Origin of the sequence: Paraburkholderia sp. BR10882, assembly GCF_040948855.1 — a bacterium.
GTDB classification, from domain to species: Bacteria; Pseudomonadota; Gammaproteobacteria; order Burkholderiales; family Burkholderiaceae; genus Paraburkholderia; species Paraburkholderia nodosa_A.
The window spans coordinates 43163-68881 of sequence record NZ_JBFPKP010000023.1; the positions used below are offsets into that span (position 1 = coordinate 43163).

Annotated in this window: 22 protein-coding genes and 1 pseudogene; 7 read left to right on the forward strand and 16 right to left on the reverse strand. The window is 66.6% G+C overall.

Annotated features, from left to right (window positions below; genetic code table 11):
• Window positions 1–153: 153 nt before the first annotated feature.
• Together AB3X99_RS35140 and AB3X99_RS35145 are read left to right on the forward strand one after the other, a co-directional pair.
• Window positions 154–873 carry an OmpW family protein gene (locus AB3X99_RS35140; protein ID WP_368619598.1) on the forward strand — a complete coding sequence of 240 codons (720 nt, stop codon included), beginning with the start codon at window positions 154–156 and terminating at the stop codon, window positions 871–873.
• Window positions 874–1247: 374 nt separating this feature from the next.
• Window positions 1248–1622 (forward strand): YqjD family protein, encoded by a 375-nt coding sequence (locus tag AB3X99_RS35145; protein ID WP_368619599.1) that lies wholly within the window; start codon window positions 1248–1250, stop codon window positions 1620–1622.
• Window positions 1623–1658: 36 nt separating this feature from the next.
• Here AB3X99_RS35145 and ugpQ read toward each other — a convergent pair whose 3' ends face one another.
• From ugpQ to pilM, 8 genes and pseudogenes are all read right to left on the reverse strand, one after another.
• On the reverse strand, window positions 1659–2417 hold the full coding sequence (gene ugpQ, locus AB3X99_RS35150) for a glycerophosphodiester phosphodiesterase (protein WP_368619600.1): 759 nt from the start codon (window positions 2415–2417) through the stop codon (window positions 1659–1661).
• Window positions 2418–2466: 49 nt separating this feature from the next.
• Window positions 2467–3600 (reverse strand): annotated as a pseudogene (locus AB3X99_RS35155) (deoxyguanosinetriphosphate triphosphohydrolase); the annotation flags it as partial.
• A 127-nt stretch (window positions 3601–3727) separates the two neighbouring features.
• The gene (gene aroB, locus AB3X99_RS35160; RefSeq protein ID WP_176732982.1) at window positions 3728–4819 is read right to left on the reverse strand and encodes a 3-dehydroquinate synthase; all 1092 of its coding nucleotides are present in this window, start codon (window positions 4817–4819) and stop codon (window positions 3728–3730) included.
• Window positions 4820–4885: 66 nt separating this feature from the next.
• The gene (gene aroK / locus AB3X99_RS35165) at window positions 4886–5440 is read right to left on the reverse strand and encodes a shikimate kinase AroK (protein ID WP_069268233.1); all 555 of its coding nucleotides are present in this window, start codon (window positions 5438–5440) and stop codon (window positions 4886–4888) included.
• Window positions 5441–5571: 131 nt separating this feature from the next.
• A complete protein-coding gene (gene pilQ / locus AB3X99_RS35170) occupies window positions 5572–7182 on the reverse strand; it encodes a type IV pilus secretin PilQ (protein WP_368619601.1) in 1611 nt (536 codons plus the stop codon).
• On the reverse strand, window positions 7179–8051 hold the full coding sequence (locus AB3X99_RS35175) for a hypothetical protein (protein ID WP_368619602.1): 873 nt from the start codon (window positions 8049–8051) through the stop codon (window positions 7179–7181). Before AB3X99_RS35175 ends, pilQ begins: the two co-directional genes overlap by 4 nt.
• Window positions 8048–8737 carry a fimbrial assembly protein gene (locus AB3X99_RS35180; protein ID WP_342949814.1) on the reverse strand — a complete coding sequence of 230 codons (690 nt, stop codon included), beginning with the start codon at window positions 8735–8737 and terminating at the stop codon, window positions 8048–8050. The genes AB3X99_RS35175 and AB3X99_RS35180 overlap by 4 nt, the downstream gene beginning before the upstream one ends.
• A complete protein-coding gene (gene pilM, locus AB3X99_RS35185; RefSeq protein WP_368619603.1) occupies window positions 8734–9714 on the reverse strand; it encodes a type IV pilus biogenesis protein PilM in 981 nt (326 codons plus the stop codon). Before pilM ends, AB3X99_RS35180 begins: the two co-directional genes overlap by 4 nt.
• Before the next feature lie 288 nt (window positions 9715–10002).
• Here pilM and AB3X99_RS35190 point away from each other — a divergent pair, with 288 nt between their 5' ends.
• Window positions 10003–12438 carry a penicillin-binding protein 1A gene (locus tag AB3X99_RS35190; protein ID WP_368619604.1) on the forward strand — a complete coding sequence of 812 codons (2436 nt, stop codon included), beginning with the start codon at window positions 10003–10005 and terminating at the stop codon, window positions 12436–12438.
• Between the two features lie 121 nt (window positions 12439–12559).
• On the opposite strand, the gene cyaY is transcribed toward AB3X99_RS35190, so the two are convergent.
• Entirely contained in the window at window positions 12560–12877 is a 318-nt protein-coding gene (gene cyaY / locus AB3X99_RS35195) for an iron donor protein CyaY (RefSeq protein ID WP_342949811.1), read from the reverse strand.
• A 35-nt stretch (window positions 12878–12912) separates the two neighbouring features.
• Between cyaY and AB3X99_RS35200 the strand changes: the two genes are divergently transcribed.
• Both AB3X99_RS35200 and lysA read left to right on the forward strand, forming a co-directional pair.
• Entirely contained in the window at window positions 12913–13272 is a 360-nt protein-coding gene (locus AB3X99_RS35200) for a lipoprotein (RefSeq protein WP_368606212.1), read from the forward strand.
• A 10-nt stretch (window positions 13273–13282) separates the two neighbouring features.
• Window positions 13283–14554, forward strand: coding sequence for a diaminopimelate decarboxylase (lysA, locus tag AB3X99_RS35205; protein ID WP_069268226.1), 1272 nt, complete (start codon window positions 13283–13285; stop codon window positions 14552–14554).
• 76 nt (window positions 14555–14630) lie between these two features.
• On the opposite strand, the gene msrQ is transcribed toward lysA, so the two are convergent.
• From msrQ to AB3X99_RS35230, 5 genes are all read right to left on the reverse strand, one after another.
• Entirely contained in the window at window positions 14631–15356 is a 726-nt protein-coding gene (msrQ, locus tag AB3X99_RS35210) for a protein-methionine-sulfoxide reductase heme-binding subunit MsrQ (RefSeq protein ID WP_368619605.1), read from the reverse strand.
• Between the two features lie 12 nt (window positions 15357–15368).
• Entirely contained in the window at window positions 15369–16370 is a 1002-nt protein-coding gene (msrP, locus tag AB3X99_RS35215) for a protein-methionine-sulfoxide reductase catalytic subunit MsrP (RefSeq protein WP_368606210.1), read from the reverse strand.
• Window positions 16371–16576: 206 nt separating this feature from the next.
• On the reverse strand, window positions 16577–17821 hold the full coding sequence (gene ccsB / locus AB3X99_RS35220) for a c-type cytochrome biogenesis protein CcsB (protein WP_368619606.1): 1245 nt from the start codon (window positions 17819–17821) through the stop codon (window positions 16577–16579).
• 46 nt (window positions 17822–17867) lie between these two features.
• Window positions 17868–20105 carry a cytochrome c biogenesis protein ResB gene (locus tag AB3X99_RS35225; protein WP_368619607.1) on the reverse strand — a complete coding sequence of 746 codons (2238 nt, stop codon included), beginning with the start codon at window positions 20103–20105 and terminating at the stop codon, window positions 17868–17870.
• Between the two features lie 164 nt (window positions 20106–20269).
• Window positions 20270–20944 (reverse strand): cytochrome c, encoded by a 675-nt coding sequence (locus AB3X99_RS35230; RefSeq protein ID WP_069268222.1) that lies wholly within the window; start codon window positions 20942–20944, stop codon window positions 20270–20272.
• A 238-nt stretch (window positions 20945–21182) separates the two neighbouring features.
• On the opposite strand from AB3X99_RS35230, the gene yihA reads away from it, so the two are divergent.
• Entirely contained in the window at window positions 21183–21842 is a 660-nt protein-coding gene (yihA, locus tag AB3X99_RS35235) for a ribosome biogenesis GTP-binding protein YihA/YsxC (protein ID WP_069268221.1), read from the forward strand.
• A gap of 397 nt (window positions 21843–22239) precedes the next feature.
• Window positions 22240–23238: a porphobilinogen synthase gene (hemB, locus tag AB3X99_RS35240; RefSeq protein ID WP_069268220.1), complete on the forward strand. Its 999-nt coding sequence runs from the start codon at window positions 22240–22242 to the stop codon at window positions 23236–23238.
• A gap of 95 nt (window positions 23239–23333) precedes the next feature.
• Here the strand turns inward: hemB and dsbD are convergent, their stop codons facing one another.
• A complete protein-coding gene (gene dsbD / locus AB3X99_RS35245) occupies window positions 23334–25301 on the reverse strand; it encodes a protein-disulfide reductase DsbD (protein WP_368619608.1) in 1968 nt (655 codons plus the stop codon).
• The gene (gene cutA / locus AB3X99_RS35250; protein WP_368619610.1) at window positions 25294–25605 is read right to left on the reverse strand and encodes a divalent-cation tolerance protein CutA; all 312 of its coding nucleotides are present in this window, start codon (window positions 25603–25605) and stop codon (window positions 25294–25296) included. Before cutA ends, dsbD begins: the two co-directional genes overlap by 8 nt.
• Window positions 25606–25719 lie beyond the last annotated feature (114 nt).

The following is a 25719-nucleotide window of genomic DNA, read 5'->3' on the forward strand; positions in this document are numbered from 1 at the left end:
GACCCGCCAGGCCCCACCAGCGCTAGTTCTCGCTGGCATGCGGCTTCGGCGGAAAGCTCGCGGCGCTTAGTAAAAAAGCTCTAACGGTCGCGTCTGGTTTGTTGCAAACGTTGTGTTCATAATGAGCGGGCCTTTCATGGAGGAGCAATTAATATGAAATTAAAACAGGCGCTGGCAGGGGTCGCCGCGCTCGCCAGTTTCACGGCGGCACACGCACAATCCGCAAACACGTTCTACGTCACCACCGGCTGGTTCCGCTTCATGCCGCAGGACACCAGCGATCCGCTCAAGATCGACAGTGTCGGCGGCACGCCCGTCAACATGGCCATTCCGAACACCGGCGCCAGCGTCGGCTCGGCCGACACCGTGGGCTTCTCCCTCGGCTACTACATCACCGACCACTTCGCGACCGAAGCCGAACTCGGCATTCCGCCGAAGTTCGATATTTCCGGCGGCGGCAGCTTCAGCAGCTTCGGCAAAGTCGGCTCGGCGAAACTGTGGAGCCCCGCGCTGCTGTTCAAGTACTACTTCAACAGCCCGGAAGCCAAATTCCGTCCTTACCTCGGCGTCGGCGTGACCTACGCCTGGTTCACCGACGCGAAGATAACCAACGGCTCCTTCGAAAACGGTGTGCTTGGGGGTCCGACCAGTGTTTCGACGGATCGTTCCTGGGCCCCCGTGTTTAACCTGGGCTTCAACTACAACTTCACGAAGCACTGGTTCGCCGGTTTCTCGCTCTCGTACATTCCGATCAACGTGACGGCTACGTACAACACGACGCTGAACAACCAGTTCGGGACGCAGCGAGTCGCGGAATCGAAGATTCACCTGAACCCGCTCGTGACGTACCTGAAGGTCGGCTACAACTTCTGACGCCCTTCGGCGCCCCGCACCACCTCGCGCCGGCCCTTCGCCTCGCCCTTGCGGCGTCTGGCGGAGGGCGGCGTTTCCCGCCCGGCCGTGCCCTTCCCGTCTTGGCGTCTCCATCGATTTTCCCCGCCTTCGCATAGGCTTATCCTGATTCTATGCCTCTGCGAAAAAGCGTGCTGTCCCCGTAATCACCTGTTTTGTCACCAGAGAAGGAAGCCCCGCCTGGCGGGCGTTTGCGCCCGGCTCGCTGCGCGCGTTCAAGGCTCGGGCACTGGAATTGCGCAATACTTGCACTCCGGTCCTCGCCCTCCCGCGCCCTTTTTCGTGCGCGCCGCGGCGAGCCTTTTACCTGTGACTTTTCAACGACGGAGCTATACATGAGCGCCTTTCCGAACACGCGAGAAGCCCTCGGAGATTCCTGGACGCGCACGAGCCGACACGCGCGGCGCATTGCACGCCGCGGCCGCAGCGCCGCCGCCGATATCGCCGACGAGTTGCGTGATCTGCTCGCCGAGCTGGAAAACACGCTGGGCGAAGGAACCCAGGCCGATGCAGCTGCGCTGCGCGCCGACATCCGCAAGCGTCTGGACGCCGCCCGCGAGCGGCTCGAAGTCGCGCGTGCAGCCGCGCGCGACCACACTGACGCGGCCATCGCCGGCGCCGACGACTACGTACACCGCAATCCCTGGCAGGCCGTAGCGATTGCCGGCGGCGTCGCGCTGGTACTGGGCGCGCTGCTCTCGCGCCGCTGAAGGAGGAGCCGGGCACCGGCCGCCCGGCCCGGGGCCTCAGGCGTCGAGCGCGTGCGGCCCGATCAGGTCGATACGGTCGGTGCAGACCGTATCGACGCCCCAGCTCACGAGTTGGCGAGCGCGGTCGAGTTCGTTCACCGTATAGGCGAGGATGAAAAGCCCCGCCGACTTGATGCGCTCGACGAGCGCCTCGTCCAGATGGCGATGGCTCGCATGCAGCGACACACACTCGAGCGCCGCCGTCTGCTCGCGCCAGTCGGCGGGCACCCGCTCGAATAGCAGCCCGCGCGGCAGTTCCGGCGCGCTCTCGCGCGCCGCCTCGAGCGCCGCATAAGAGAACGACGACAGCAAAGGCGGCGTGCCTGCCCGCGCTTCGCTCTCCCATAGGCGCGCCGTTTCGGCGCCGACAATGCGCCCTGTCTCCACGTCGCGACTCGCGCAGGGCTTGATCTCGACGTTCGCCGCAAGCCCCAGTTCGCGACAACACGCTGCAACTTGAGCGAGCGTAGGCATTGGCTCGCCCGCAAAACGCGCGTCCCGCCAGCTGCCCGCGTCCAACGCGGCAAGTTCCGCATAGCGCATGGACGCGGCCGCGCCGTGCCCGCTCGACGTGCGATTCACCGAGTCGTCATGGAGCAGGAACGCGACGTTGTCGACGGACAGCTTGGCGTCGAACTCGACCATCTTATGGCCGAGGCTCGCGCCGGTGCGCAGACCCGCCAGGGTGTTCTCGGGCGCGAGCGTGCCGCCCCCTCGGTGCGCGGCAACGCGCGGATACGGCCAGGACTTGATCAAATCGGCTCCCGGAATCGGCAGGGGCGGTGAGAGGGGGCGAGCCGCGCCCTCAAACGTCATCGGCGACGACGAAGAGGCGGCGGTACTCCTTCAGGGCATAGCGGTCGGTCATGCCCGCGATGTAATGCGCGATCAGCCGCGGCTGCAGGGCGGCGTCCTGCGTCTGGTACGGCGGCGGCAACAGGCGCGAGTCTTCGCTGAACGCCTCGAACAGCCCCTTCACCACGCGCCGCGCCTTGTTGGCCATGCGCATCACGCGATAGTGGCGGTACAGGTTGCGGTACAGGAAGCGCTTGAGCGCCGCCGCCTGCGCGGCCACGCGCTCGCTGTGCGCGACGAGCGCAGGCGCCGCGCGCACGTCGTCGAGCGACTGCGGCGCGCACTCGGCGAGATTGCGCCGCGTCTGCCCGATCAGATCGACGATCAGCGTGTTGATGATGCGCCGCACCGTCTCGTGAATCAGCCGACGGCCCTCGATCTGCGGATATTCGGCGCGCGCGGCGTCGTAGTGCGTTTGCCAGAGCTCGACCTCGGCGAGTTGCTCGATGGTGAGCAGGCCCGAGCGCAAGCCGTCGTCGACGTCGTGGTTGTTATAGGCGATTTCGTCGGCGATGTTGGCGATCTGCGCTTCGATGGACGGTTGCCGGCCGAGCAGAAAACGCTCACCCAGATCGCCCAGATGCCTCGCATGCTCACGCGAGCAGTGCTTGAGAATGCCTTCGCGCGTCTCGAAGCACAGGTTCAGGCCGTCGAACGCGCCGTAGTGCTCTTCGAGCTCGTCCACGACCGCGAGACTCTGGAGATTGTGCTCGAAGCCACCGTGCTCGCGCATGCACTCGTTGAGCGCGTCCTGGCCCGCATGGCCGAACGGCGTATGGCCGAGGTCGTGGGCGAGCGAGATCGCCTCGACCAGATCCTCGTTCACGCGCAGGTTACGGGCGACCGAGCGGGCGATCTGCGCGACTTCCAGGCTGTGCGTGAGCCGCGTGCGAAAGAGATCGCCCTCGTGATTCACGAACACCTGGGTCTTGTACTCGAGGCGGCGAAACGCCGTCGAATGGACGATGCGGTCGCGATCGCGCTGGAACTCGCTGCGCGCGGCGGGCGGCGGCTCGGGATAGCGCCGCCCGCGCGTGCGCGAGGCGTGCGCCGCGTAAGGCGCGAGGCCCGCCTCGAATGACGCGATCAGCGCGGCGCTGGCGTCGCCGCCATGCGCGTCGCTACCTTCCTGGACACTACGGGGATCACTACGGTTGTCGCTGCGGGTGTCGCTCACCGTTCCTCCGCAAGGGGTTGTCGCCGGCGCCGCCTCAGCTCTGCGTCGCGGCGGCGAGCGTGGCCTGCACGGCTTCGTCCGGCGCGCGGCCGATGTGCGTCTCGCCGAAGCGCTTGAGCAGGATGAACTTGATCGCCCCGCCCTCGGCCTTCTTGTCGACCTGCATCAGCTCGACATAGCGGTCCGCGCCGAGCGCGGGCGCACGCACCGGCAGCTTCGCGGCCTCGACCACGCGCACGAGGCGCGTGCGCGAGGCTTCGTCCAGCATGCCCATGCGCACCGAAAGGTCCGCCGCCATCACCATGCCGCAGCCCACCGCCTCGCCGTGCAGCCACTCGCCGTAGCCGAGCCCGGCCTCGATCGCGTGGCCGAACGTATGGCCGAAGTTGAGGATGGCGCGCAGGCCGCCCTCGCGCTCGTCGGCGGCCACGACCGATGCCTTGATCTCGCACGAGCGCTTGACGGCGTGCGCGAGCGCTTCGGGCTCGCAACGGTTGAGCGATTCGACGTTGGCTTCGATCCAGTCGAAGAATTCGGCATCGGCGATTGCGCCGGTCTTGATGACCTCGGCGATGCCCGCCGCCAGCTCGCGCTCCGGCAGCGTGGCGAGCGCGCCGATGTCGGCGATCACGGCCTGCGGCTGGTAGAACGCGCCGATCATGTTCTTGCCGAGCGGATGATTGATGCCCGTCTTGCCGCCCACCGACGAATCGACCTGCGAAAGCAGCGTGGTCGGCACCTGGATGAACGGCACGCCGCGCATGTAGCAGGCGGCCGCGAAACCCGTCATGTCGCCCGTCACGCCGCCGCCCAGCGCGATGAGCGTGGTCTTGCGGTCGGCGCGCGAGGTGAGCAGCGCGTCGAAGATCTCGTTGAGCGTTTCCCAGTTCTTGTGCGCCTCGCCATCGGGCAGCACCACCGTATTGACGTCCTTGCCGAGCGGCGCGAGCGCGGTGCGCAGCGTCTCGCCGTAGAGCGGATCGACGACGGTGTTCGTTACGATCGTGACCGACTTGCCGGCGATATGAGGCGCGAAGAGCGCCGTCTGACCGATCAGGCCGGAGCCGATATGGATGGGGTAGGCGCGCTCGCCCAGTTCGACGTTGACGGTAATCATGCTCTGAATCTTTTGGGTTTCCGATGCACTGCCTGCTTCACGACTCACTGCGCGACTCACTGCGCCACCTGCGCCCTACTCGCGCGCAGTGGCCCGCACGACGCCGGCCATGTCGAGCTGCATCAGTACCATGTTGACGAGTCCGTTGACGGAAGGCCGGCCGGTTTCGATCACGAAGTCCGCGACTTCGCGATACAGCGGGTCGCGCACTTCGTAGAGCGCTTCGAGCCGCGCCTTGGGGTCTTCGGTTTGCAGGAGCGGACGATTCTTGTCGCGCCGCGTGCGCAGCCACAGGTCGTGCGGATGCGCGCGCAGATACACGACGAAGCCGCGCGCCTTGAGCGCCGCGCGATTCTCGGGCCGCAGCACCGCGCCGCCGCCGGTCGCGAGGACGATGCCTTCACGCCCCGTGAGCTCTTCGATCATCTGGGCCTCGCGGTCGCGAAAGCCCGCTTCGCCTTCGAGTTCGAAGATCACCGGGATGCGCGCGCCCGTGCGCGCCTCGATCTCGTGATCGGAGTCGAAGAACGGACGCTCCAACCGGCGCGCGACCGCCCGGCCCACGGTCGTCTTGCCGGCGCCCATGAGCCCTACGAAAAATACATTGGCGTTTGCGTCCCGCACTTGCAGCGTTTCCTACGAAAGGTTGGTGCCGCAGCTTACTGGCAAAGCGGCGGCATTGTCGAGCCTGCGGCCTCGGTGTTCCGGCCCCGCAAGCATGCGGCTTCGCGCTTGCGGCCGGGTCGCCCGATCAATCAGGGTCAATTCGGCTCCACGACGCGCGGCGTGATGAATACCACCAGCTCGCTGCGTTGATCCCGGTGCGCGCGATGCGAAAAAAGCGCGCCCAGAACCGGTATTTTGCCCAGGAGTGGCACGCGCGTCACATCATCGCGGTCATCCGTCGCGTCGATGCCGCCAATTGAGACCGTCCCGCCGTCCTCGATCTCCACGCGCGTCTGCACGTGTTTGGTGTTAATTGCAGGCCCGGCGGCCGTTTGCTCGCCGACACTGTCCTTCGCCACATCGAGGTCGAGTATCACGCGGCCATCGGGTGTGATCTGCGGCTCGACTTCGAGTTTCAGGCTTGCGCGCCGGAACTGCACGCCCGAAACGCCCTGCCCGACCTTGGCCTGATAAGGCAGCTCGGTGCCCTGCTCGACGACGGCCTTCGTGCGGTCGGCGGTGACGACGCGCGGACTCGACACCACGCGCCCGCGCCCTTCGGCCTCGAGCGCGCTCAACTGGATGTCGAGCAGGCGCGTGGCGCGCGCGGCCAGCAGCGTGAGCCCAAGGCCTGCAGGCTCGAAGCCGGAAATCGGGCCCGCCGCGAGGTCGTACACCGTGCCGTCGGCTCGGGCGGTCAAGCCGCGGGCCGTCGAGCCGTCCACACTCACCGGCGTTACGCCAAGACGCACGCCCAGCTCGCGCGACAGCCCCTCGTCTCCTTCGACGATGCGCGCCTCGATCAGCACCTGACGGGCGGGCGCGTCGAGCCGCCACACGAGCTCGCTGATCTGGTCGAGTCGCGCCGGCAGGTCGGTGACGAAAAGGAGGTTCGTGCGCGCGTCCGCCACCGCCGTGCCGCGCTTCGAGAGTGCGCGCTGTGAGCCCGTGCCTGTCAGGAAACGCCGCAATTCCTCGGCGCGCGCGTAATGCAGCTCGAACGAGCGGCTGGCGAGCGGCTCCAGCTCCGCGGCCCGGGCGTGCGCCTCGTAACGCTGCCGCTCGCGCGCGGCCAGCTCCGCGGCGGGCGCGACCCAGATCACATCGCCGATGCGCGACATCGCCAGGCCGTTCGCCTCGAGCAGCAGGTCGAACGCGGTACGCCACGGCACGCGGTCGAGGCGCAACGTCACCTGGCCGCGCGCTCGTTCGCTTGCGACGATATTGAGCTTCGTGAACTGGGCGAACGCTTGCAGAACGGCGATGATTTCAGCGCGCTGGAAGTTGAGCGTGATCGGCCGGTTTGGCGGCAAACCGTCGTTGTCTGCCGCCGCGTCGCCAAGCCGCATCGGCGCGCGCAGCGGTACGGGCGGCCCTTCGAGCGGCCCGGCTGCCGACGCGTCGCCGGGTTCGCGCGAAGGTTCGGCTGCAGGTTGGGATACGCGAGCGCCGCCGTCTGCGCGTGCCTGCGAAACGTCTTCGGGCATCGGGGCATCGCTGCCTCCTACGAACGGATTGGCGGTCCACTGTTTCGCTGCGGGCTCCGCCGCACCATCGGGCAACGGCGGCACTTCGTAGTGCGCGAGCGCCGCCGGCGAATGTGCCCACCCGGGCCGAGGCTGAGGCACCGCGGCCCATGCAGCGCCCGCGGCAACACTCACCATCAACGGGGCGAGGACGGCAACGGTCCACTTCAGCGCGCTCATTTCACCGGCTCCGCCCAGTCGAGCGCGCGCGTCGTCCCACTCGCCGCGACGACGACCCCCGCCGGCCTGATTTCCAGCACGCGAGCGTCGCCGATCGCCTCTCCCGCCTGCGCGGTCACGACGCCATCAGGCGTTTCCACCAGCGCGACGATGCGCTGCCGATCCTGGAGGATGCCGGTAAGGCGCCACCCGTCTTCCGCCGTACCGGCCGCAGCCGCATGCGTGAAGGGATCACGAGCCGCCGCTCCCGGAGCCACCGCCAGCGGCACTGCGGGCAGCGCATCGTACACACGCAACGTTGCCGAGACCGACAAACCGGTTCCCGTGCGCCGGACTGCAAGCTCGGATGGCACCGTGAGCGCCGGCTCGCGCGCCAACCCTTCGAGCAGTCCGCGCAGTTGCGCGAAGCTGCCTTGCGCGACCAGCTTGATCGACCGGAACGCCTCGGCTTGTGCGCCGCCCGCAACGCCAGGCTCCAGCGCATGCAGCACGAGGCCCGATTGCGCGGCGAGCTGCGAGATGCGGCGAATATCGTCAGCGGAATTGCCAGCACGCGGCGCACGCGAAGCCGTTCGCGCCGCAGCGTCTCGCAGCGCGGGCAGGCGCGCCAGGACTTGCTGGGCATCGCCGTAGCGCTTTTGAGCGGTTTGCAGCTCGGCGCGAGCTGCATTCACACCGAGTGGATCCCCGACGATGCAGGCGACGCCCGCGGCGGCGAGAGCCAGCACGGCAATCATCGACGCGACAGCCCGGCGGCGGCGCGTGCTCCACGCGTGAAGCGGCGGCCATCCGCGCAATGCGCTGCCCCTGCCTGACTGCGGCGAAACAAGCCCCCGCTCCTGTCCAGCGTGCGCAGGCATCGTGCTCATGTCGCCTCCTTCGCGGCGGCGCCGCTCGACGCTCGGGACGCCTCGCGCACTCGCGGTGCGCCGCCCTGCGGCACAGTGCTCGCGCCTTGCCAGACGAGATGAGCTGCCACGCGAATCGGTTCGCCATCGGGCACACGCTCGCGTGCAGCGCCAGCCGGCACGCCGCGCTTGAGTTCGCGCACGCTCAAGGCCTCGACGTCGGGCAGCGAGCGTAGGCGTCCGAGCCAGGCCGCAGCCGCCGATTCGTCCGCCGCGCTCGCCTGTAGATCGGTTTCATCGGCGGACTGCGCAAGCTGCTGCAAGCCGACGCCTGGAGCAGGCTCACTCGCCAACGCGTCCGCAAGGGCGAAAAAGCGCGCCGTCGCCTGCGCGTGCTGTCGGGCGAGTCGATCGCCGATGCGGCGCGCTTCGATCTCCCGCGTGAGGCGCTGCGCCTCGGCGAGCGGTGCGCGCCACTGCGCCAGTGGCCGCTCCAGCGCCTCGCGCCGAGCCTCGAGCGTGCTGCATTCGATGCGCTGCCAAAGCACGACACCCAGCGCACACGCGCATCCGCCAAGCGCCGCGGCGCCCCATTCGAGCAGGCGCCAGCGGAGCCTCCTGCGGATGGCGCGGCGCCGCCACGGCAGCAAGTTGAAACCGCCGACGGCCCGGCCCGGAAAGCCGCGCACAGCGCGCGCGAGCGTCATTCCGCCACCCCGCGCAGCGCGAGCCCGAAGGCCACCGCGCACGCCGGATCGTGCAACAGCGTCGCCGCGAGCGGCCACTCGACGTCGGCCAGCGGTGCGCATTCGAACGGCAGCACTGGCGCACCCAGCGCGTCGCCGATGTCGGCCATCGTGAAGTTTGCGCCGCGAAGCATGGCAAGCTCGCCCGAGACCTGCACGCAGCCGGCCTGCTCGCCGTCGACGAGGTCGTGCAGCGCCTCCACGAGATCGGCATGTTCGAGCGCGGGAAAGCGCATGTGCCGGATGACCGAGTCGTCGACGAGCAACCAGCCGTGCACGCCTTCCGGGCCGACCCAGATCGCCACCCAGGGTTCGTGCGGCGGCAACTCGTACACCGCCGCGTGCCGCATGGCGCGCAACGCGGCGTGCGCCTCGCCGTCCACGGCGCACAGCGTGATGCCCGCCATAGCCGCGCATTCGATGCGCGATTCGAGATGCTGCCGCGGCGTCGCCGCGATGGTCACCTGTGCTTCGCGGCTGCGCGGGGTAGCCGGCAGCACGCTCCAGTCGACCGCCAGCTCGCCGCGCTCCACGGCCGCCGTGCGCTCGGCCTCCGCCAGCACGAGCGGCTCCAGCGCTGCGTGAATACCCGATTCGTCCGTCGCGCCCGCCGGCGCCAGACGCGCAAGCGGCACGGTCGCGACGAGCGTCGCGCTCGTGGGCAGCGCCATGGCGCAACGCAGCGACGCCGCCGCGCTGGCGCGCGGCAACTCGCCAAACACGCAGCGAAGCGCCGCGACGATGGCCGCCCGGTCGACGATCTCCGCGCCGGCGAGCGCCTCGCGCGCGAGCGGCGCGCTCGCCAGCCATTCGAGGCGGACCGGCCCCGCCCCGACAATGCGCTGGCTCAACACCACCAGCGTGACCCCGCGCGCGCTTAAATCCACACCCGCGGCAAACCGGCGAGCGCCCAACAACAGCGGATTCCCGAAACCCATCGCATCCCTCCCGTACGTCCGCGCGCCGCAAACCGTTCGCAGCGCGTCGATGGAGAAATTGTGCGAATCGCGGTGGCGCACGAATACTCGGCCGAACGGCCAACGGTCGCCGCCAGCGCTATCCACGCGCCAGGGGCGCGTCTACAGTGCGAATATCAGCAGAGGCGTCAGCGGACGCATCGACAGAAACAGCGGATCGCGTGCTCGCCCGCGCCGTCCATGTAAGCGTATCGAAAGCCAGCGGGCGAGCGGCGGCTATAATCGCGGGACTGTTTTTCTGGTGTTCGTATGCAAGATCAGCTTCCTTCGTCCGTACCGCCTTCCACGCCGCCCGAGCCGCCCCGGCGGCGCAAGCGCCCGTGGTGGGCCACGCTGCTGATCGCCTTTTTCGGCCTCATTTTCGCCGGCGTGGTGTGTGTGGCGCTCGTACTCGGCTACGCGCTCGTCGTGGCGACACCGAACCTGCCGTCGCTCGAGGCGCTCACCGACTATCGCCCGAAGGTGCCGCTGCGCATCTACACGCGCGACCATGTGCTGATCGGCGAATTCGGCGAGGAGCGGCGCGACATCGTCCATTTCAAGGACGTGCCGGACAACCTCAAGAAGGCCATTCTCGCCATCGAAGACGCGCGCTTCTACGATCACGGCGGCGTCGACCTCGCCGGCATTGCGCGCGCGGGCTTTGTCGCGCTCACCAATGGCCATGCCACCCAGGGCGCCAGCACGATCACCATGCAGGTGGCGCGCAACTTCTTCCTTTCGAGCGAAAAGACCTACACGCGCAAGATTTACGAGATGCTGCTCGCCTATAAGATCGAGTCGAAGCTCTCGAAGGATCAGATTCTCGAGGTGTACATGAATCAGATCTATCTGGGCCAGCGCGCATATGGCTTCGCGAGCGCCGCGCGCGTGTACTTCGGAAAGGATCTGAAAGATCTCACACTCGCCGAGTGCGCGATGCTGGCCGGGCTGCCCAAGGCGCCGTCGGCCTACAACCCGGTCGTCAATCCGAAGCGGGCGAAGGTGCGCCAGGAGTACATTCTCCAGCGCATGCTCGAGCTGCATTACATCACCCAGCAGCAGTACGACGAGGCCGCGGCGCAGCCGCTCGTCGTCAAGGGTGCGGGCAAGGAATTCAGCGTCCACGCCGAGTACGTCGCGGAAATGGTGCGCCAGATGATGTACGCGCAGTACCACGAGGAGGCGTACACGCGCGGACTGAACGTCGTCACCACCATCGACTCCGCCGATCAGGATGTCGCCTATCGCGCGCTGCGCAGGGGACTGATGGACTACGAACGGCGCCACGGCTATCGCGGGCCCGAGGCGTTCATCGACCTGCCCACGGACAGCGACGAGCGAGAGCAGGCCATCGACGACGCGCTCGTCGAGCACCCCGACAACGGCGAACTCGTGGCGGCGGTCGTCACGGCGGCGAGCCCGAAGGAAGTGCGGGTCACGTTCATGGACGGCAACACTACGAGCGTCACTGGCGACGGGCTGCGCTTCGCGCAGTTCGCGCTCTCCACGCGCGCGCAGCCGTCGCAGAAGATCCGGCCGGGCGCGATCATCCGCCTCGCGCGCAACAACGCAGGCGACTGGTCGATCACGCAGCTGCCGCAAATCGAAGGCGCATTCATCTCGATCGTGCCGCAGGACGGCGCGATCCGCGCGCTCGTGGGCGGCTTCGACTTCAACAAGAACAAGTTCAACCACGTCACCCAGGCGTGGCGTCAGCCGGGTTCGAGCTTCAAGCCGTTCATCTACTCGGCGTCGCTCGACAAGGGGCTCGGGCCGGCGACGGTCATCAACGACGCGCCGCTCTTCTTCAGCGCCGCCGAAACGGGCGGCCAGCCGTGGGAGCCGAAGAACTACGGCGGCGGCTTCGACGGCCCCATGAGCATGCGTACGGCGCTCATGAAGTCGAAGAACCTCGTGTCGATCCGTATCCTCAACCACATCGGCACGAAGTACGCGCAGCAGTACATCACGCACTTCGGCTTCGACGCCGGCCGGCATCCCGCCTACCTGCCGATGGCGCTCGGCGCGGGTCTCGTCACGCCCCTGCAGATGGCCGCCGGCTACTCGGTGTTCGCCAACGGCGGGTATCGCGTGAATCCGTATCTGATCGCCGAAGTCACCGACCAGCGCGGCATCGTGGTCGCCCAGGCACAGCCGCTCGTGGCCGAGCAGAACGCGCCGCGCGCCATCGACCCGCGCAACGCGTACATCATGAACAGCCTCTTGCAGAGCGTCGCGCAGCGCGGCACGGGCGCGAAGTCGAACGTCCTCAAGCGCACCGACCTGGGCGGCAAGACCGGCACGACCAACGACTCGCGCGACGCGTGGTTCGCGGGCTATCAGCACACGCTGGCCGCGATCGCCTGGATCGGCTACGACAACCCGCGCAGCCTCGGCGACAAGGAAACGGGCGGCGGTCTCGCGCTGCCGGTCTGGATCGACTACATGCAGAAGGCGCTCAGCGGCGTGCCCGAGTACAAGATGGCGATGCCGGACGGCATCGTTACGCTCGGCGACGAGCTCTACTACGCCGACGCCACGCCGGGCCACGGCTTCGTCTCGACAGTGGGCATCAGTCAGGCGGCGCTCGAAGCGTCGGCTGGCGGCGCATCGGGCGCCGACGATGCCGGTGCAGATCCGACGCCCGAGCACGTGAATGCGAAGGAGAAGGAAGACATCATGAATCTGTTCCGCGGGCACTGAGGCACACCGCAGCAATGGCCATGAAAAAACCCCAAGGGTCGGATCTATGTCCAACTCTTGGGGTTCAGTTCACAGTCTTGCGACTCGCGCCCGTTTCTTTTATGAGCTCACGCTTGCGCGCTTATGGCTCGAACCGTACCGGCTCGCCCGCCTGCTCCGTTGCATAGGCCGTGAGCGCCGAGAAGAATTCGGTGCCCGTGCGCGTGTCGCGCCATTTGTCGTCGATGAAGCGATAGTGGAAACCGCCCGCCTTCGCCGCGATCCAGATTTCGCGCATCGGCGGCTGCAGGTTCACGATGATCTTCGTGCGATTCTCGAATTCGAGCGTCAGAACGTTGCCGCTGCGCTCGAGTTCGATGTCCGCTTCGGCCTCGTCCACGGCCCGCTCTACGGCCGCCAGCACGGCCTCCGCGCGGCTCAGGTAGTCATTGTCTGGCATGCTAAACTCCACCGGTTATTCATTCAGGGACAATTATGCGTGTCATTTCCCGGACGCGCGCAGCGGCCCCCAGCGCATGGACGCCCCGCGCGATTCTAGCGGCTTTTGCGATCGGCGCCGTCGCGCTCGCAGGCTGTGGCCAGCGCGGCGCGCTCTACATGCCCACCGTGCCGCCGCTTCCGCCCAAGCCCAATTTCGAAACCACGCAGCCGGAAACCGGCGCGACGAGTGCAGGCGCGCCCGCGAGCGCTCCCGAGTCTGCATCGGCGCCCATCGGCACGATTCCGGACACCTCCGGCACGCCGCTGTCGTTGTCCCCGGACACCGAACTCGGCACCCCACCCGCGACCACCGGCAGCCCGCAGGCGGCTTCCGACGCCACGCCAACCCAGTAAAAACGCTCGCATGACCCAGTCCGCTTTTCACCGCGATAACGGCACGCTCTTCGTAGAAGGCGTCTCGGCCGCAGATCTCGCCGCACAGTACGGCACGCCGCTTTATGTGTATTCGCGCGCGGCGCTCACCGCTGCATGGCACGCCTACGCCGACGCCTGCGCCGGCCGCCGCGCCAAGGTGCACGTCGCGGTCAAGGCGAACAGCAACCTCGCCGTGCTCAACGTGTTCGCGCGCGAAGGCGCGGGCTTCGACATCGTTTCGGCGGGCGAGCTCGCCCGCGTGCTCGCGGCAGGCGGCAAAGCGCAGGACGTGGTGTTCTCGGGCGTCGGCAAGACCGCCGGCGAAATGCGCGAGGCGCTCGAAGCGGGCGTGAAGTGCTTCAACGTCGAATCGATTCCCGAACTCGACCGCCTCAACGAGGTGGCGGGCAAGCTCGGCAAGAAGGCGCCGGTTTCGCTGCGCGTGAATCCGGACGTCGATCCGAAAACGCATCCGTACATTTCCACCGGCCTGAAGGCGAACAAGTTCGGCGTGGCATTCGACGAAGCGCGCGCGACCTATCGCGCGGCCGCGGCCATGGCGCACCTGGACGTGGTCGGCATCGACTGCCATATCGGCTCGCAGATCACCGAAATCGCGCCGTATCTCGACGCCATCGACAAGCTGCTCGAACTCGTCGACCAGATCGAAGCCGACGGCGTGAGCATCCGCCACATCGACGTGGGCGGCGGCCTCGGCATCACCTACGACGACGAAACGCCGCCCGACATCGGCGAGTTCGTGCGCACGGTGCTCGACCGCATCGAGGCGTATGGCGCGAAAACGGGCAAGGCGCGCGAGGTGTACTTCGAGCCGGGCCGCTCGCTCGTGGGCAATGCGGGCATCCTGCTCACCACGGTCGAGTTCCTGAAGCCGGGATCGGAGAAGAACTTCGCGATCGTCGACGCCGCGATGAACGACCTCGCCCGTCCCGCCATGTACGACGCGTATCACGCGATGGAGCCGGTCGTTGCGCGCCAGTCGGCACCGCAAACCTACGACGTGGTCGGCCCGGTGTGCGAAAGCGGCGACTGGCTGGGCCGCGCACGCTCGCTCGCGATCGAACCGGGCGACGTGCTCGCGATCCGCTCCGCGGGCGCCTACGGCTTCGTGATGAGCTCGAACTACAACACGCGCGCGCGCGCCGCCGAAGTGATGGTCGACGGCAAGCGCGTGCATCTCGCGCGCGAGCGCGAAAACGTGGCGGAGTTGTTTGCCAGTGAGCGCGTGCTGCCGGACTGAGTCTTTCGTCCGCCCGCCCGTGAAAAAAGCGACGCCTCGGCGTCGCTTTTTATTTGCCTGCCTGCGTGCTCTGCACCTACGCGGCGCCCGCACCCGCGCGCGCGGCACGCCAGCGCGCAAGCAGCCACACGGCCACGCGCCAGCCGAGCAGCGCCAGCATGATCGCGCCGTAGAGCTTGGGCAGCACGAGGTCGTGCTTGCCCGCCTTCATCCACCAGAAATGCAGAATCGCCAGCACGCCGATCGCGTAGATGAGCCGATGCAGCGTCTGCCAGCGCCGTCCGAGCCGGCGCGCCATCGCGCGCGTGGACGTCACGGCGAGCGGAATCAGCAGCACGAACGCGGCAAAACCCACCGTGATGAATGGCCGCTTGCCCACGTCCTTGAGCATCGCGGCGACGTCGAACCACTTGTCGAACCAGATGTAGGTCGTGAAGTGCAGCGTCGCGTAGAAAAACGCGAAGAGGCCCAGCATGCGTCGAAAGCGGACCAGCGTATTCCAGCCCGTGATTCGTCGCAGCGGCGTGACCGCGAGCGTGATGCAGAGGAATACCAGCGTCCACAGGCCCGTGGAACGCGTGATGAACTCGATCGGATTCGCACCGAGCCCGTCCGTGAAGCCGAACAGCACGAGGCGCGCAAGCGGATACAACGCCGTGACGAACACCGCCACCTTCGCCCACGGCAGCCAGCGCGGGCCCGTCACGCTCGCCACACCCGCCTTTCGCGCAGGGCGCGCCTGGCCCGCCCCCACGCGCGCGGCGGCCTGTGGTGTCGTCGTCGATTCCATCTCTCGCTCCATCAAGCTCGTTGCTCAGAAGTTCTTGCGCAGATCCATGCCTTGATACATCGACGCGACGAGGTCGCCGTAGCCGTTGTACATGAGCGTCTTGCGCTTGGGCTGGAAGAAGCCGTCTTCGCCGATGCGCCGCTCCGTGGCCTGGCTCCAGCGCGGGTGATCGACGTTCGGGTTCACGTTCGAATAAAAGCCGTACTCGTTCGGCGCGTACTTGTTCCAGCTCGTGGGCGGCTGGTTCTCGACGAAGCGGATCTTCACCAGCGACTTCGCGCTCTTGAAGCCGTACTTCCACGGCACCATCACACGCACGGGCGCGCCGTTCTGGTTCGGCAGCACCTGGCCGTAAAGGCCGACCGTGAGCAGCGTGAGCGGATTCATCGCTTCGTCCATGCGCAGGCCTTCGGAATACGGCCAGTCGAGAATCGGCTCGGCGAGACCCGGCATTTGCGAGGGGTCGGCGAGCGTGATGAACTGCACGTAGCGCGCGTTGCCCGTGGGCTGCGCGCGGCGGATCAGTTCGGAAAGCGAAACACCGATCCACGGCACGACAATCGACCAGCCCTCCACGCAACGATGCCGGTACACGCGCTCTTCGAGCGGCGCGAGCTTGAGAATCTCGTCGATGTCATAGACCTTCGGGTTCTTCACCTCGCCCTCGACGCTCAGCTTCCAGGGACGCGGCCGCAGCGTGTGCGCGTTTTGAGCCGGATCGCCCTTGTCGGTGCCGAACTCGTAGAAGTTGTTATAGGTCGTGATGTCCTTGTAGGGCGTGACCTTGTCGAGCGCGACGAACTTCGTGTTCGTCTGCGCGGCGAGCTTCTGCGCCTTCGGGTCGCCGGGGGCGTATTCCGCAAACGCCTCTCTTGCACCGAACGGCCCCGCAATGCTGCCGAGCGCAAGCGCGCCCGCTGCCCGCAGAATGCGCCGACGCTGTTCGTACACCTTTTGCGGCGTGATTTCGCTCGCGGGGATGTCATCACCGTTGAGCAAGATCCTGCTGCTCCGCTTGATCCACATATCGCTGCTCCTGCTCCTTGCGTGGCGTGCGCCGCCAGCACATTGATCGTATGTCGACCCGTCCTGCCGTGCTGTGCACGACGTGGATCGACGGGATGACCTCAAGCGGGCAAACGCGCAATTCGCAGAAAACTTCCCGGCGGACGAAAAAAAACCGTCGGAGCGCGAGGCATCCGACGGTTAGTTCGTCTTGCAGGCCGATTCGGTTACAGCTTGCCGTAGCTGTGCAGGCCCGAAAGGAACATGTTCACGCCGAGGAATGCGAAGGTCGTGACGAGCAGCCCGGTAAGTGCCCACCAGGCCGCCACGCCGCCTCGCAGGCCCTTCATGAGGCGCATATGCAGCCAGGCGGCGTAGTTGAGCCACACGATCAGCGCCCAGGTTTCCTTCGGGTCCCAGCTCCAGTAGCCGCCCCAGGCCTGCGCCGCCCACAGCGCGCCGAGAATGGTCGCGATGGTGAAGAACGCGAAACCCACGGCGATCGACTTGTACATGACGTCGTCGAGCACCTCGAGCGCGGGCAGACGGTCCGCCAGCACGCCGCGCTCCTTCATGATGTACGCCACGCCCACCATGGCCGAAAGCGCGAAGCTGCCGTAGCCGATGAAGTTCGCCGGCACGTGGATCTTCATCCACCAGCTCTGCAGCGCGGGCACGAGCGGCTGGATCTGCTGCGCGTCGCGCGAGATCGAGTACCACATCAGGAAGCCCACGGCCGCGCTGATCACGAGCAGCACGAACGCGCCGAGCGCGCGCGTGTTGTAGTGCCTTTCGTAATACAGATAGAAGAGCGCGGTGATGAGACTGAACAGCACGAACACTTCGTAGAGGTTCGAGATGGGAATGTGCCCGACGTCCGCGCCGATGAGATAAGACTCGTACCAGCGCACCATCAGGCCGACGAAGCCCATGAGCACCGCCGCCCATGTGAGCTTCGAGCCGATCGAGCCGCCCGAGGGCGAGCGCGAGAGCAGGCCGATCCAGTAGAACAGCGTGGCGAGCACGAACAGCGCGCTCATCCACAGAATGGCCGACTGGCTGGAGAGGAAATACTTGAGAAAGAACGCCTGATCCGCGCGCGCGAGGTCGCCCTGGTAGATCTGGATCGCGAACAGCGCGAGCACCGCGATACCGGCCATGAGGAGCCGCGCCGGCTTCCAGCGCCAGCCCAGCACGACGAGCGCCGGCGTCGTGCCGCACAGCACCAGCTTGTCGTAGTAGTTCATGTGCGCGTGGTAGCGCGAGAGCGCGAAACCCGCGCCCCCCACGAGCGCCAGTGCGAACAGCCAGTCCACCACCGTCAGGCGGCGCAGGAAAGGACGTTCGTCGAACAGGACGCCGGCGAGCGGATCACGGGCAGTCGCGGCGCCGTGCGCCACAGCGGCATTGGCCACCTGCGCACGTTCGGCGCGGCGAGCCTTCGCGGAGGAGGAAACCTGAGACAAGTCCATGGGCTTACCGGTGTTGATCGTGAGTGGCTGCAATCACGTGCGTGAATCAGGGCGCACGGTCCGTGCCGCTGCCGTTCGTGTCGCCCGCATCGTCCGCGGCGCCCGTTTGCGGCGCCGCGCCTAGCGCACGGCCGACCGCATCGCGGGTACGGGCGAACTCCTTCTCGAAGTCGAGGGTACGGCGGGCGGTCGACATCGCCATGATGACGTCGACGCCGTGGTCCTGACCGTCCTGCCCCTTCCGGTCCTTCAGCCAGAACCACAGACGCCGCTCACGCACGTAGAACATCGAGAAGATGCCGAGCACGAGCAACAGGCTGCCAAGATACACGACTTTCTTGCCCGGCGCGCGCGTCAACTGAAATACCGAAGCTTGCACCTGCTTGAATGAATCGAGCTGTAGATAGACAGGAGATCCATACAGGAAGCTGTCGGATATCGCGTTGATCGAGTCCTGCACGAAGCGCGCGGCGTCGGCATCGGGCTTCAGGTCGGGCTCGCCGGCCTGCTCGCGCGCGAGCTGCCAGAGATCCCATGTCGCACCCTCGAGCATGCGCAGCAGGAGGCTCGCGGCCTTTTCCTGCTGCTCCTTCGGCACCGACTTGTCGATGAACGCGGCCACGGCCTGGAAGCCGCCAGCGGCGCCTGCAGCAACCGCAGCACCTGCCTGCGGCGCGTCCGAGCCCGCGAAAAGGGTCAAGACGCGCTCGGCGCTGTCTTCGAGATGCTGTTGCAACTCGCGGTTCGAATCGGGGACGGAGCGCGCGGCGAAACGCTTCGCGGCCTGCGCGCGCAAGGCGGGGTCCTCGAAAGCCGCGCGCAGCATCATCCACTCCTTCGGCGTGCCGCCGGTGTCGGCGGGAATACGCAGGTAGCGGAACGGATCGTCGGGATTCTCGCGCATGCCCGCGAGGAACATGCGGTCGCCGCCGCCCACGTCCACGGGCAGCATGTAGTTGTTGTACTCGCGCGCCTGGCCGTTCTTGTCGCGCACCTTGTACTGCACCGAGGGGCCGACGTTATGCAGATCGAGCGGCTTCGAGCTCTTCGCACCGGAGCCGAGGCGCTCGTCGAACGCTTCCTTGAGCGACTGGTGGGCCACACCGCGCGCGTCGTTCGCGCCGCTGCCGTTCGAGATGTTCTCGACGTTGATCGCCCGGAAGTCCGCGAATTCGATCGTCTGCCCATCCACGCCCGGCACCGTCTGGCCGGCGGGCACCGCGAGCGGCGCCGAATTGCCGATCGTGCCGCCGAACGGGAAGTGCTTCGCGCTCGCGCCCGACATGGGCCACGCCGTCATCGACATCTGCGAGCCGCCGTCCTGGAAGCTCGACTGATAGATCGACACGCCGTCGTACTCGAACGGCTCGTTCACCTCGATGCGCGCCGGAACGCGCTGGCCCGTCTTGTGGTCGATCACGACGATGTCGCTCGCAAAGAGCTTGGGCATGCCGGTCGAGTAGTAGTCGACGATGAACTTGTTGAGCTGGATGGAGAACGGCAAGTCCTGGATCAGCGAGCCGTCGGGCTGGTTGAGGATGGCCGTGGAAACGAACTGGCCCTCGGGCACCCAGGCGTAGCCGCGGAAGGTCGGGTTCGACTGCGAGAGCCGGTGCTCGGGGGGAATGTCGTTGATGACCGCGTTGCTGCGGATGGGCGTCTTGTCGAACAGCCACATCTGGAATTTGATCGGCAGATTGCTGTCGAGCAGGCCGCCGAGGCAGATGATCACGATCGCGAGGTGCGCGAAGATATAGCCGATCTTCGTGAGCGCACCGCGCTTGGCGGCGATGAGCGTGGCCCCATCGCTCTCGCGCGTGACGAACCGGTAGCCCATGCGCCCCGCCAGCTTCTCGAGCGTGGCGGCCGTTTGCTCGCGCGTGCCGCCCTCCACCGCGAACTCGCCCTTGTGATGGAACGCGCGCAGGCTGCCTTCGCGGACCTTGTCCTTCCAGCTCTTCATGTCGGCGATCATCTTCGGCGCGTTGCGGATCACGCACAGCGAAACCGACACCACGAGAAAGCCGAGGATCGTCATGAACCACCACGCGCTGTAGACCGTGTAGAGGCTCAGCGAGCGGAAGATGTCGGCCCAGAAGGGGCCGAACTGGTTGACGTAGTTCGGGTACGGGTCGTCCTGCGTGAGCACCGTGCCGATGATGCTCGCGATGGCGAGCACGACGAGCAGCGCAATCGCGAAGCGCATCGAACTGATCAGCTCGACGGCGCTTTTCACGGCCTTCTGGCGAACATTCAACTGCAAACCCTGCGTGGTGACGCTCATTCAAACTCCGCTTTTTCGCTCTTGCTGCTTTCTTGCCGATGAGGCGCTACAGCAAAAAAGGGTGCAGGCGCGCCGTCAGCGTGACGACGCCCTCACCCTTTTCTTGTTTTCCGGCCAGCCGCGCCGTGAGACTGCTGATCACACGCGCGGCGAACCTGCTGCGCTCAATGCAGGCCGGCGGCGTAATCGGCGACGGCCTTGATCTCGTCGTCCGAGAGCCGGTGCGCGATGGTTCGCATCGGATCGTTATTGTTACGCGTGCCCTGCTGGAAAGCATTGAGTTGTGCAACGACATATTCCGACCACTGGCCAGAAAGGCGCGGAAACTGGATCGGAATTCCCTGTCCCGTGGGTCCGTGGCACGCTGCACAGGCTGGCACGCCCTTGTCGGCAATGCCGCCGCGCCAGATCGACTGGCCAAACGGCACGGTCTTCGCGTCGTGCGCGTAGCCGGGCTTGGGTGTCTGGGAGGCGAACCAGGCTGCGACGTTGATCATATCCTGGTCTGACAGCGCGGCAGCGAAGCCGGCCATGATGGGGTTTGCGCGCGCCGCCGGCTTGCCGCCGGGCTGCGGTTTGAAGTCCTTGAGTTGCTTGACGAGATAGTCGGCGTGCTGCCCGGCGAGCTTGGGATACGCGCCGCCGGAGCTGTTGCCGTCGGCCGCGTGACAGGCCGCGCAGACCTGCGCCGCAATGGCTTGCCCCCGGGCGACGTCGGGCTTGGCCGGCGTTCCCTGATCCGCCGCGCTTGCCTGCCCCGCCATCATGAATAAACCTGCTGTAAGACCTGACGCTATCGCACTCTCGAACACCTTCAAGCACTTGCCCAGTCGATTCATTCGCGCACCTTGTTTCGTCTTGTGGGAATCAGGTTCTGCAATGTACGACAGCGACCGATCTACCTCGAAAGGCCCGCGCTGGCCTTGCTGGTATTCAGTAAACCATCGCATTGTACAATAGCGCGCAAGGCGCCACGGCGCCAGTCGGGCCTGCCCCCGATATCCCAGAATCCATCCCGGGCGCGTCCGGGCCCGGCGGGCCAACCGCCGCGTTGTCTCACATTGTGGTCCTTTTCCGATGGCCTTCCTGCTGCACCAAGCCCGCTTCTTCACGACGGTGAATCATCTGCGCGACCTGCCCGCTACGGCGCGGCCCGAGGTCGCGTTCGCCGGCCGTTCGAACGCCGGCAAGTCCACCGCCATCAATCTGCTGTGCAACCAGAAGCGGCTCGCCTTCGCCTCGAAGACGCCGGGCCGCACCCAGCACATCAACTACTTCTCGGTCGGCCCCGCCGACGAACCCGCGGGCTATCTCGTCGACCTGCCCGGCTACGGCTATGCCGAGGTGCCGGCCGCCGCGAAGGCGCACTGGGAGCAACTTCTCTCGCTGTATCTGCAAACGCGCGCGCAGCTCTCGGGCCTCATTCTGATGATGGATGCCCGCCGCCCGCTCACCGACCTCGACCGCCGCATGATCGAGTGGTTTGCACCGACGGGCAAGCCGATCCACGCACTCCTCACAAAGTGCGACAAATTGACGCGCCAAGAAAGCCTGCTCGCGCTGCGCACGACGAACAAGGCGTTCGACGAGTACAGCAAGCAAGGCTACGAAGGGAAGCTGAGCGCCCAGCTTTTTTCGGCGCTCAAGCGCGTGGGGCTCGACGAGGCGCATGCCGTAATCGAGAGCTGGATTGTGCCGCGGGAAGCTGTCGGCGAAACCGACACGCAAGCGGAATAGCGCACCTCGGGCCAGTCGCTTCGGGCAGGCCCTCAGTCGTCTGAAAGCCCACACTGTCGGGCTTTTCATGCGCTTTCATCATATCTTTTCGCAAGGCCGGCGCGGCATTTTCCGCGTTATGTGCGCTACCGCATACAGACCACGCCAAACGCTGGCACAAGCGCCCGTTCCGGCTTGCGCCGCGGGGCCTTGCCACGCGCCCTTTCGGCGCACATAAAAAAACCCGCCGTGATTTCCGGCGGGTTAAACAGCCTTATCGAAAAACGACAGGCACCCGCTCAGGGAGGAGAAGCGGGGAGCTCGGCGCCAGGCGCCTCGCTCGATCGGTATGATATACCATTGTCCCGAAAAGTTTCCTGCGCCCCGGGACCCATCCCGTTTCAAGATATCCGCCGACATGAGCTTCTATCCGCATCATCGTCCGCGCCGCATGCGACGTGACGATTTCTCGCGCCGTCTGATGCGCGAAAACCTCCTCACCACGAACGACCTGATCTACCCCGTATTCGTCATCGCGGGCAACAACGTGCGCGAAGCCGTGCCGTCGATGCCCGGCGTCGAACGCGTGTCGATCGATCTGCTGATGGGCGTCGCCGAGCAGTGCGTCGAACTCGGCATTCCGGTGCTTTCGCTCTTCCCCGTTGTCGATCCGGCGCTCAAGACGCCCGATGGCATCGAGGCGACGAACCCCGACGGCGTGATTCCGCGCGCCGTGCGAGAACTGAAGAAGCGTTTCCCCGACCTCGGCGTGCTTTGCGACGTCGCGCTCGACCCGTACACGAGCCACGGCCAGGACGGCGTGCTCGACGAGAACGGCTACGTCATCAACGACGAGACCATCGAGATCCTCGTCGCGCAGGCGCGCGCGCAGGCGCAAGCCGGTGTCGATATCGTCGCGCCTTCGGACATGATGGACGGGCGCATTGGTGCGATCCGCGAGATGCTCGAAAGCGAGAACCACATCCACACGCGCATCATGGCGTACTCGGCCAAATACGCCTCGGCGTTCTATGGTCCGTTCCGCGATGCCGTGGGCTCGGCGTCGAATCTGGGCAAGGGCAACAAGATGACCTACCAGATGGACCCGTCGAACTCCGACGAGGCGCTGCGCGAAGTGCGCCTCGACATCGAGGAAGGCGCCGATATGGTGATGGTGAAGCCCGGCATGCCGTATCTCGACATCGTGCGCCGCGTGAAGGACGAATTCCGCTTTCCGACCTACGTGTACCAGGTGAGCGGCGAGTACGCCATGCTCAAGGCCGCCGCGCAAAACGGCTGGCTCGATCACGACAAGGTGATGATGGAATCGCTGCTCGCGTTCAAGCGCGCGGGCGCCGACGGCATCCTCACGTATTTCGCGCTAGACGCCGCGCGTTTGCTGCGCGCACAGAAGTAAGCACTGCACGCGTCGCATGAAAAAAGGCACGTCCATGGACGTGCCTTTTTGCTTTTGGGCCGAGGCGCGTTCTCACGCGCGCGCCTTGCCGCCGATCAGGCCGATGGCGCTGCCGGCGTCTGCGGCGCCGGCGCCGTCACGCGATCGAGACGCGCGAGGAACCGGTCGGCATTTTCGTAGCCGACCACGCGCAGCACTTCGCGCCCTTGCGTATCGAAGAAGATGATGCCCGGCGGTCCGAAGAGGCCGAAGCGCTTGAGCAGTGCCTGGTCGTCCGAATTGTTGGCGGTCACATCGGCGCGCAACAGGCCCAGCTCCGCGAGGCGCGCCTGCACGCGCGGGTCGCTGAAGGTGAACTTCTCCATTTCCTTGCAGCTCACGCACCAGTCGGCGTAGAAGTCGAGCATCGACGGCTTGCCCGCGGTCTTGAGCGCCGCATCGAGTTGCGCGGGCGAGCGCACGGGCGCGAACACCAGCGCGTTCGCTTCGTTGGCGCCGCCGGACTGCGCCGCGCCTGCAGCGGCAACATCGCTCGCGCCGCCCACGCGCGCGGCCAGCACCGCGAGCGGACGCAGCGGATCCGTCGAACCCGCCGCAAGACCGACGATCAGCGTCGCCGCCCAGATCGCGAACGCAGCGCCGAGGCCACGCCCGAGGCGCCGCCACACATTGGCCGCACCCGCGTTCGGCGTGAAGAGGCCAAGCGCGGCGGCCGCGAGCAGCAGCCAGAGGGCAGCGAGCAGCATCTGCGCGGTGGCGCCAAGCACCGGCCAGACGATCCAGAGCGCGGCCGCGAGCAGCACGACGCCGAAGAACACCTTCACGCCATCCATCCACGTGCCCGCACGCGGCAGCAGCGAGCCCGCGCCGAGGCCGAGGATCATCAGGGGGACGCCGAGACCCAGGCCCATCGCAAAGAGCGCCGCGCCGCCGAGCACGGCGTTGCCCGTGTGCGCGATGAACGCCAGCACCGCGAAGAGCGGCGCGGTCATGCAGGCGCCCACCACGAGCGCGGAAAGCGCGCCCATCACGGCGACCGCGGCGAATTTGCCGCCGGAACGGCCCTGGGTGGCGCGCGAGGCGCCGTCCTGCCAGCGCTGCGGCAGGGCGATGTCGTAGCCCGCGATCAGCATGACGGCGAATGCGGTGAGGAGCACTGCGAACACGCCCAGCACCCACGGGTTCTGCAGCCATGCGCCAAGGCTCTGCCCGACCAGCGCAGCGGCAATGCCCAGCACCGTGTAGACGAGCGCCATGCCGAGCACGTAGACGAACGAGAGCGCGAAGCCGCGCGAGCGCGTGACGCGCTCGCCCTCACCGACGATGATCGCCGACAGGATCGGGATCATCGGGTACGAGCAGGGCAAGAGGCTCAGCACCATGCCGGCTACGAAGTACAGGCCGACCACGGCGAAAAAGCCGCCGCCTTGCAACAGCGATTGCGCGTAGTCGGCGCTCGTGGCGCGCTCGTACCAGGGTTCTTCGGTGTCACCTGCTGCGGGTACTGCGGTGGTTTGCGGCTGAGGCGCGGGCGTCGGGTTCGCTGCGCCCGGCACGGCGCTCTGGCCAGCCGTCGCGTCCTGCAAAGCGGCGCCGCTCACGTGGAACACGTGTTCCGCGGGCGGATAACAGATGCCAGCATCGGCGCAGCCCTGCGATGTCACCGCAAGATCGAACGGACCGCTCGCCTTCTGCACCGGCACGCGGATCGTCAGCTCGCTGCGATAGGTTTCGACATTCTTCTGGAAGGTCGGATCGAACTTGACGTGGCCGGGCGGGATTTGCGCCTCGCCCAATTGCGCCGTGCCGTTGCGGACTGCGAAGGCGAAGCGCTCGCGGTACATGTAGTAGCCGTCGGCGATCTTGAAGTGCACGTCGACCATGCCCGGCGCTTCGCTCGCACTGAACGTGAAGGCCTGGTCGGGCGGCAGGAAGTCGTCGTCGGCCGCACGCGCGAGCGACGCACCGAGCAGCATTGGCAGCAGAGCGCAGACGAGCAGGAGAAAGCCGGACAGCGTAGCGTACGGCGCGGCGCGCAAGCGCCGATCGAAGCGGTTAGACATGTAGGGTGCGCTGAGTCTCGGCATTGACCCATTGCCCGTAGGCGTTCGACGCCATGGCTTGCCACGAGAGAATCTCGGGCGTCTCGTAGGGATGCTGGGTCTGGATGAACTGTTCGAGCTCGGCCGCGCGGGCGAGACTCGTCTTGAAGAGCAGCTGGATCTCGTTGCCCGACTCGATGCTGCCCTGCCAGTGATACTGCGAGTGCACGGCGCCCAGGCGCGTCACGCACGCGGCGAGACGCTGCGCGAGCGCTCCGGCAGCGAGCGTTTCGGCGGTGCCCTCATCGGGCACCGTAGTCAGCATCAGGGTCACATTGAGGGTCACGACGAACTCCGGCGTGGTGCCCGCGTGCGACGGCAAACGGGCTTCGGGGCAGAACGTAATCGTACCATCGGCGCCGATCGGCTTCTCTCGTGC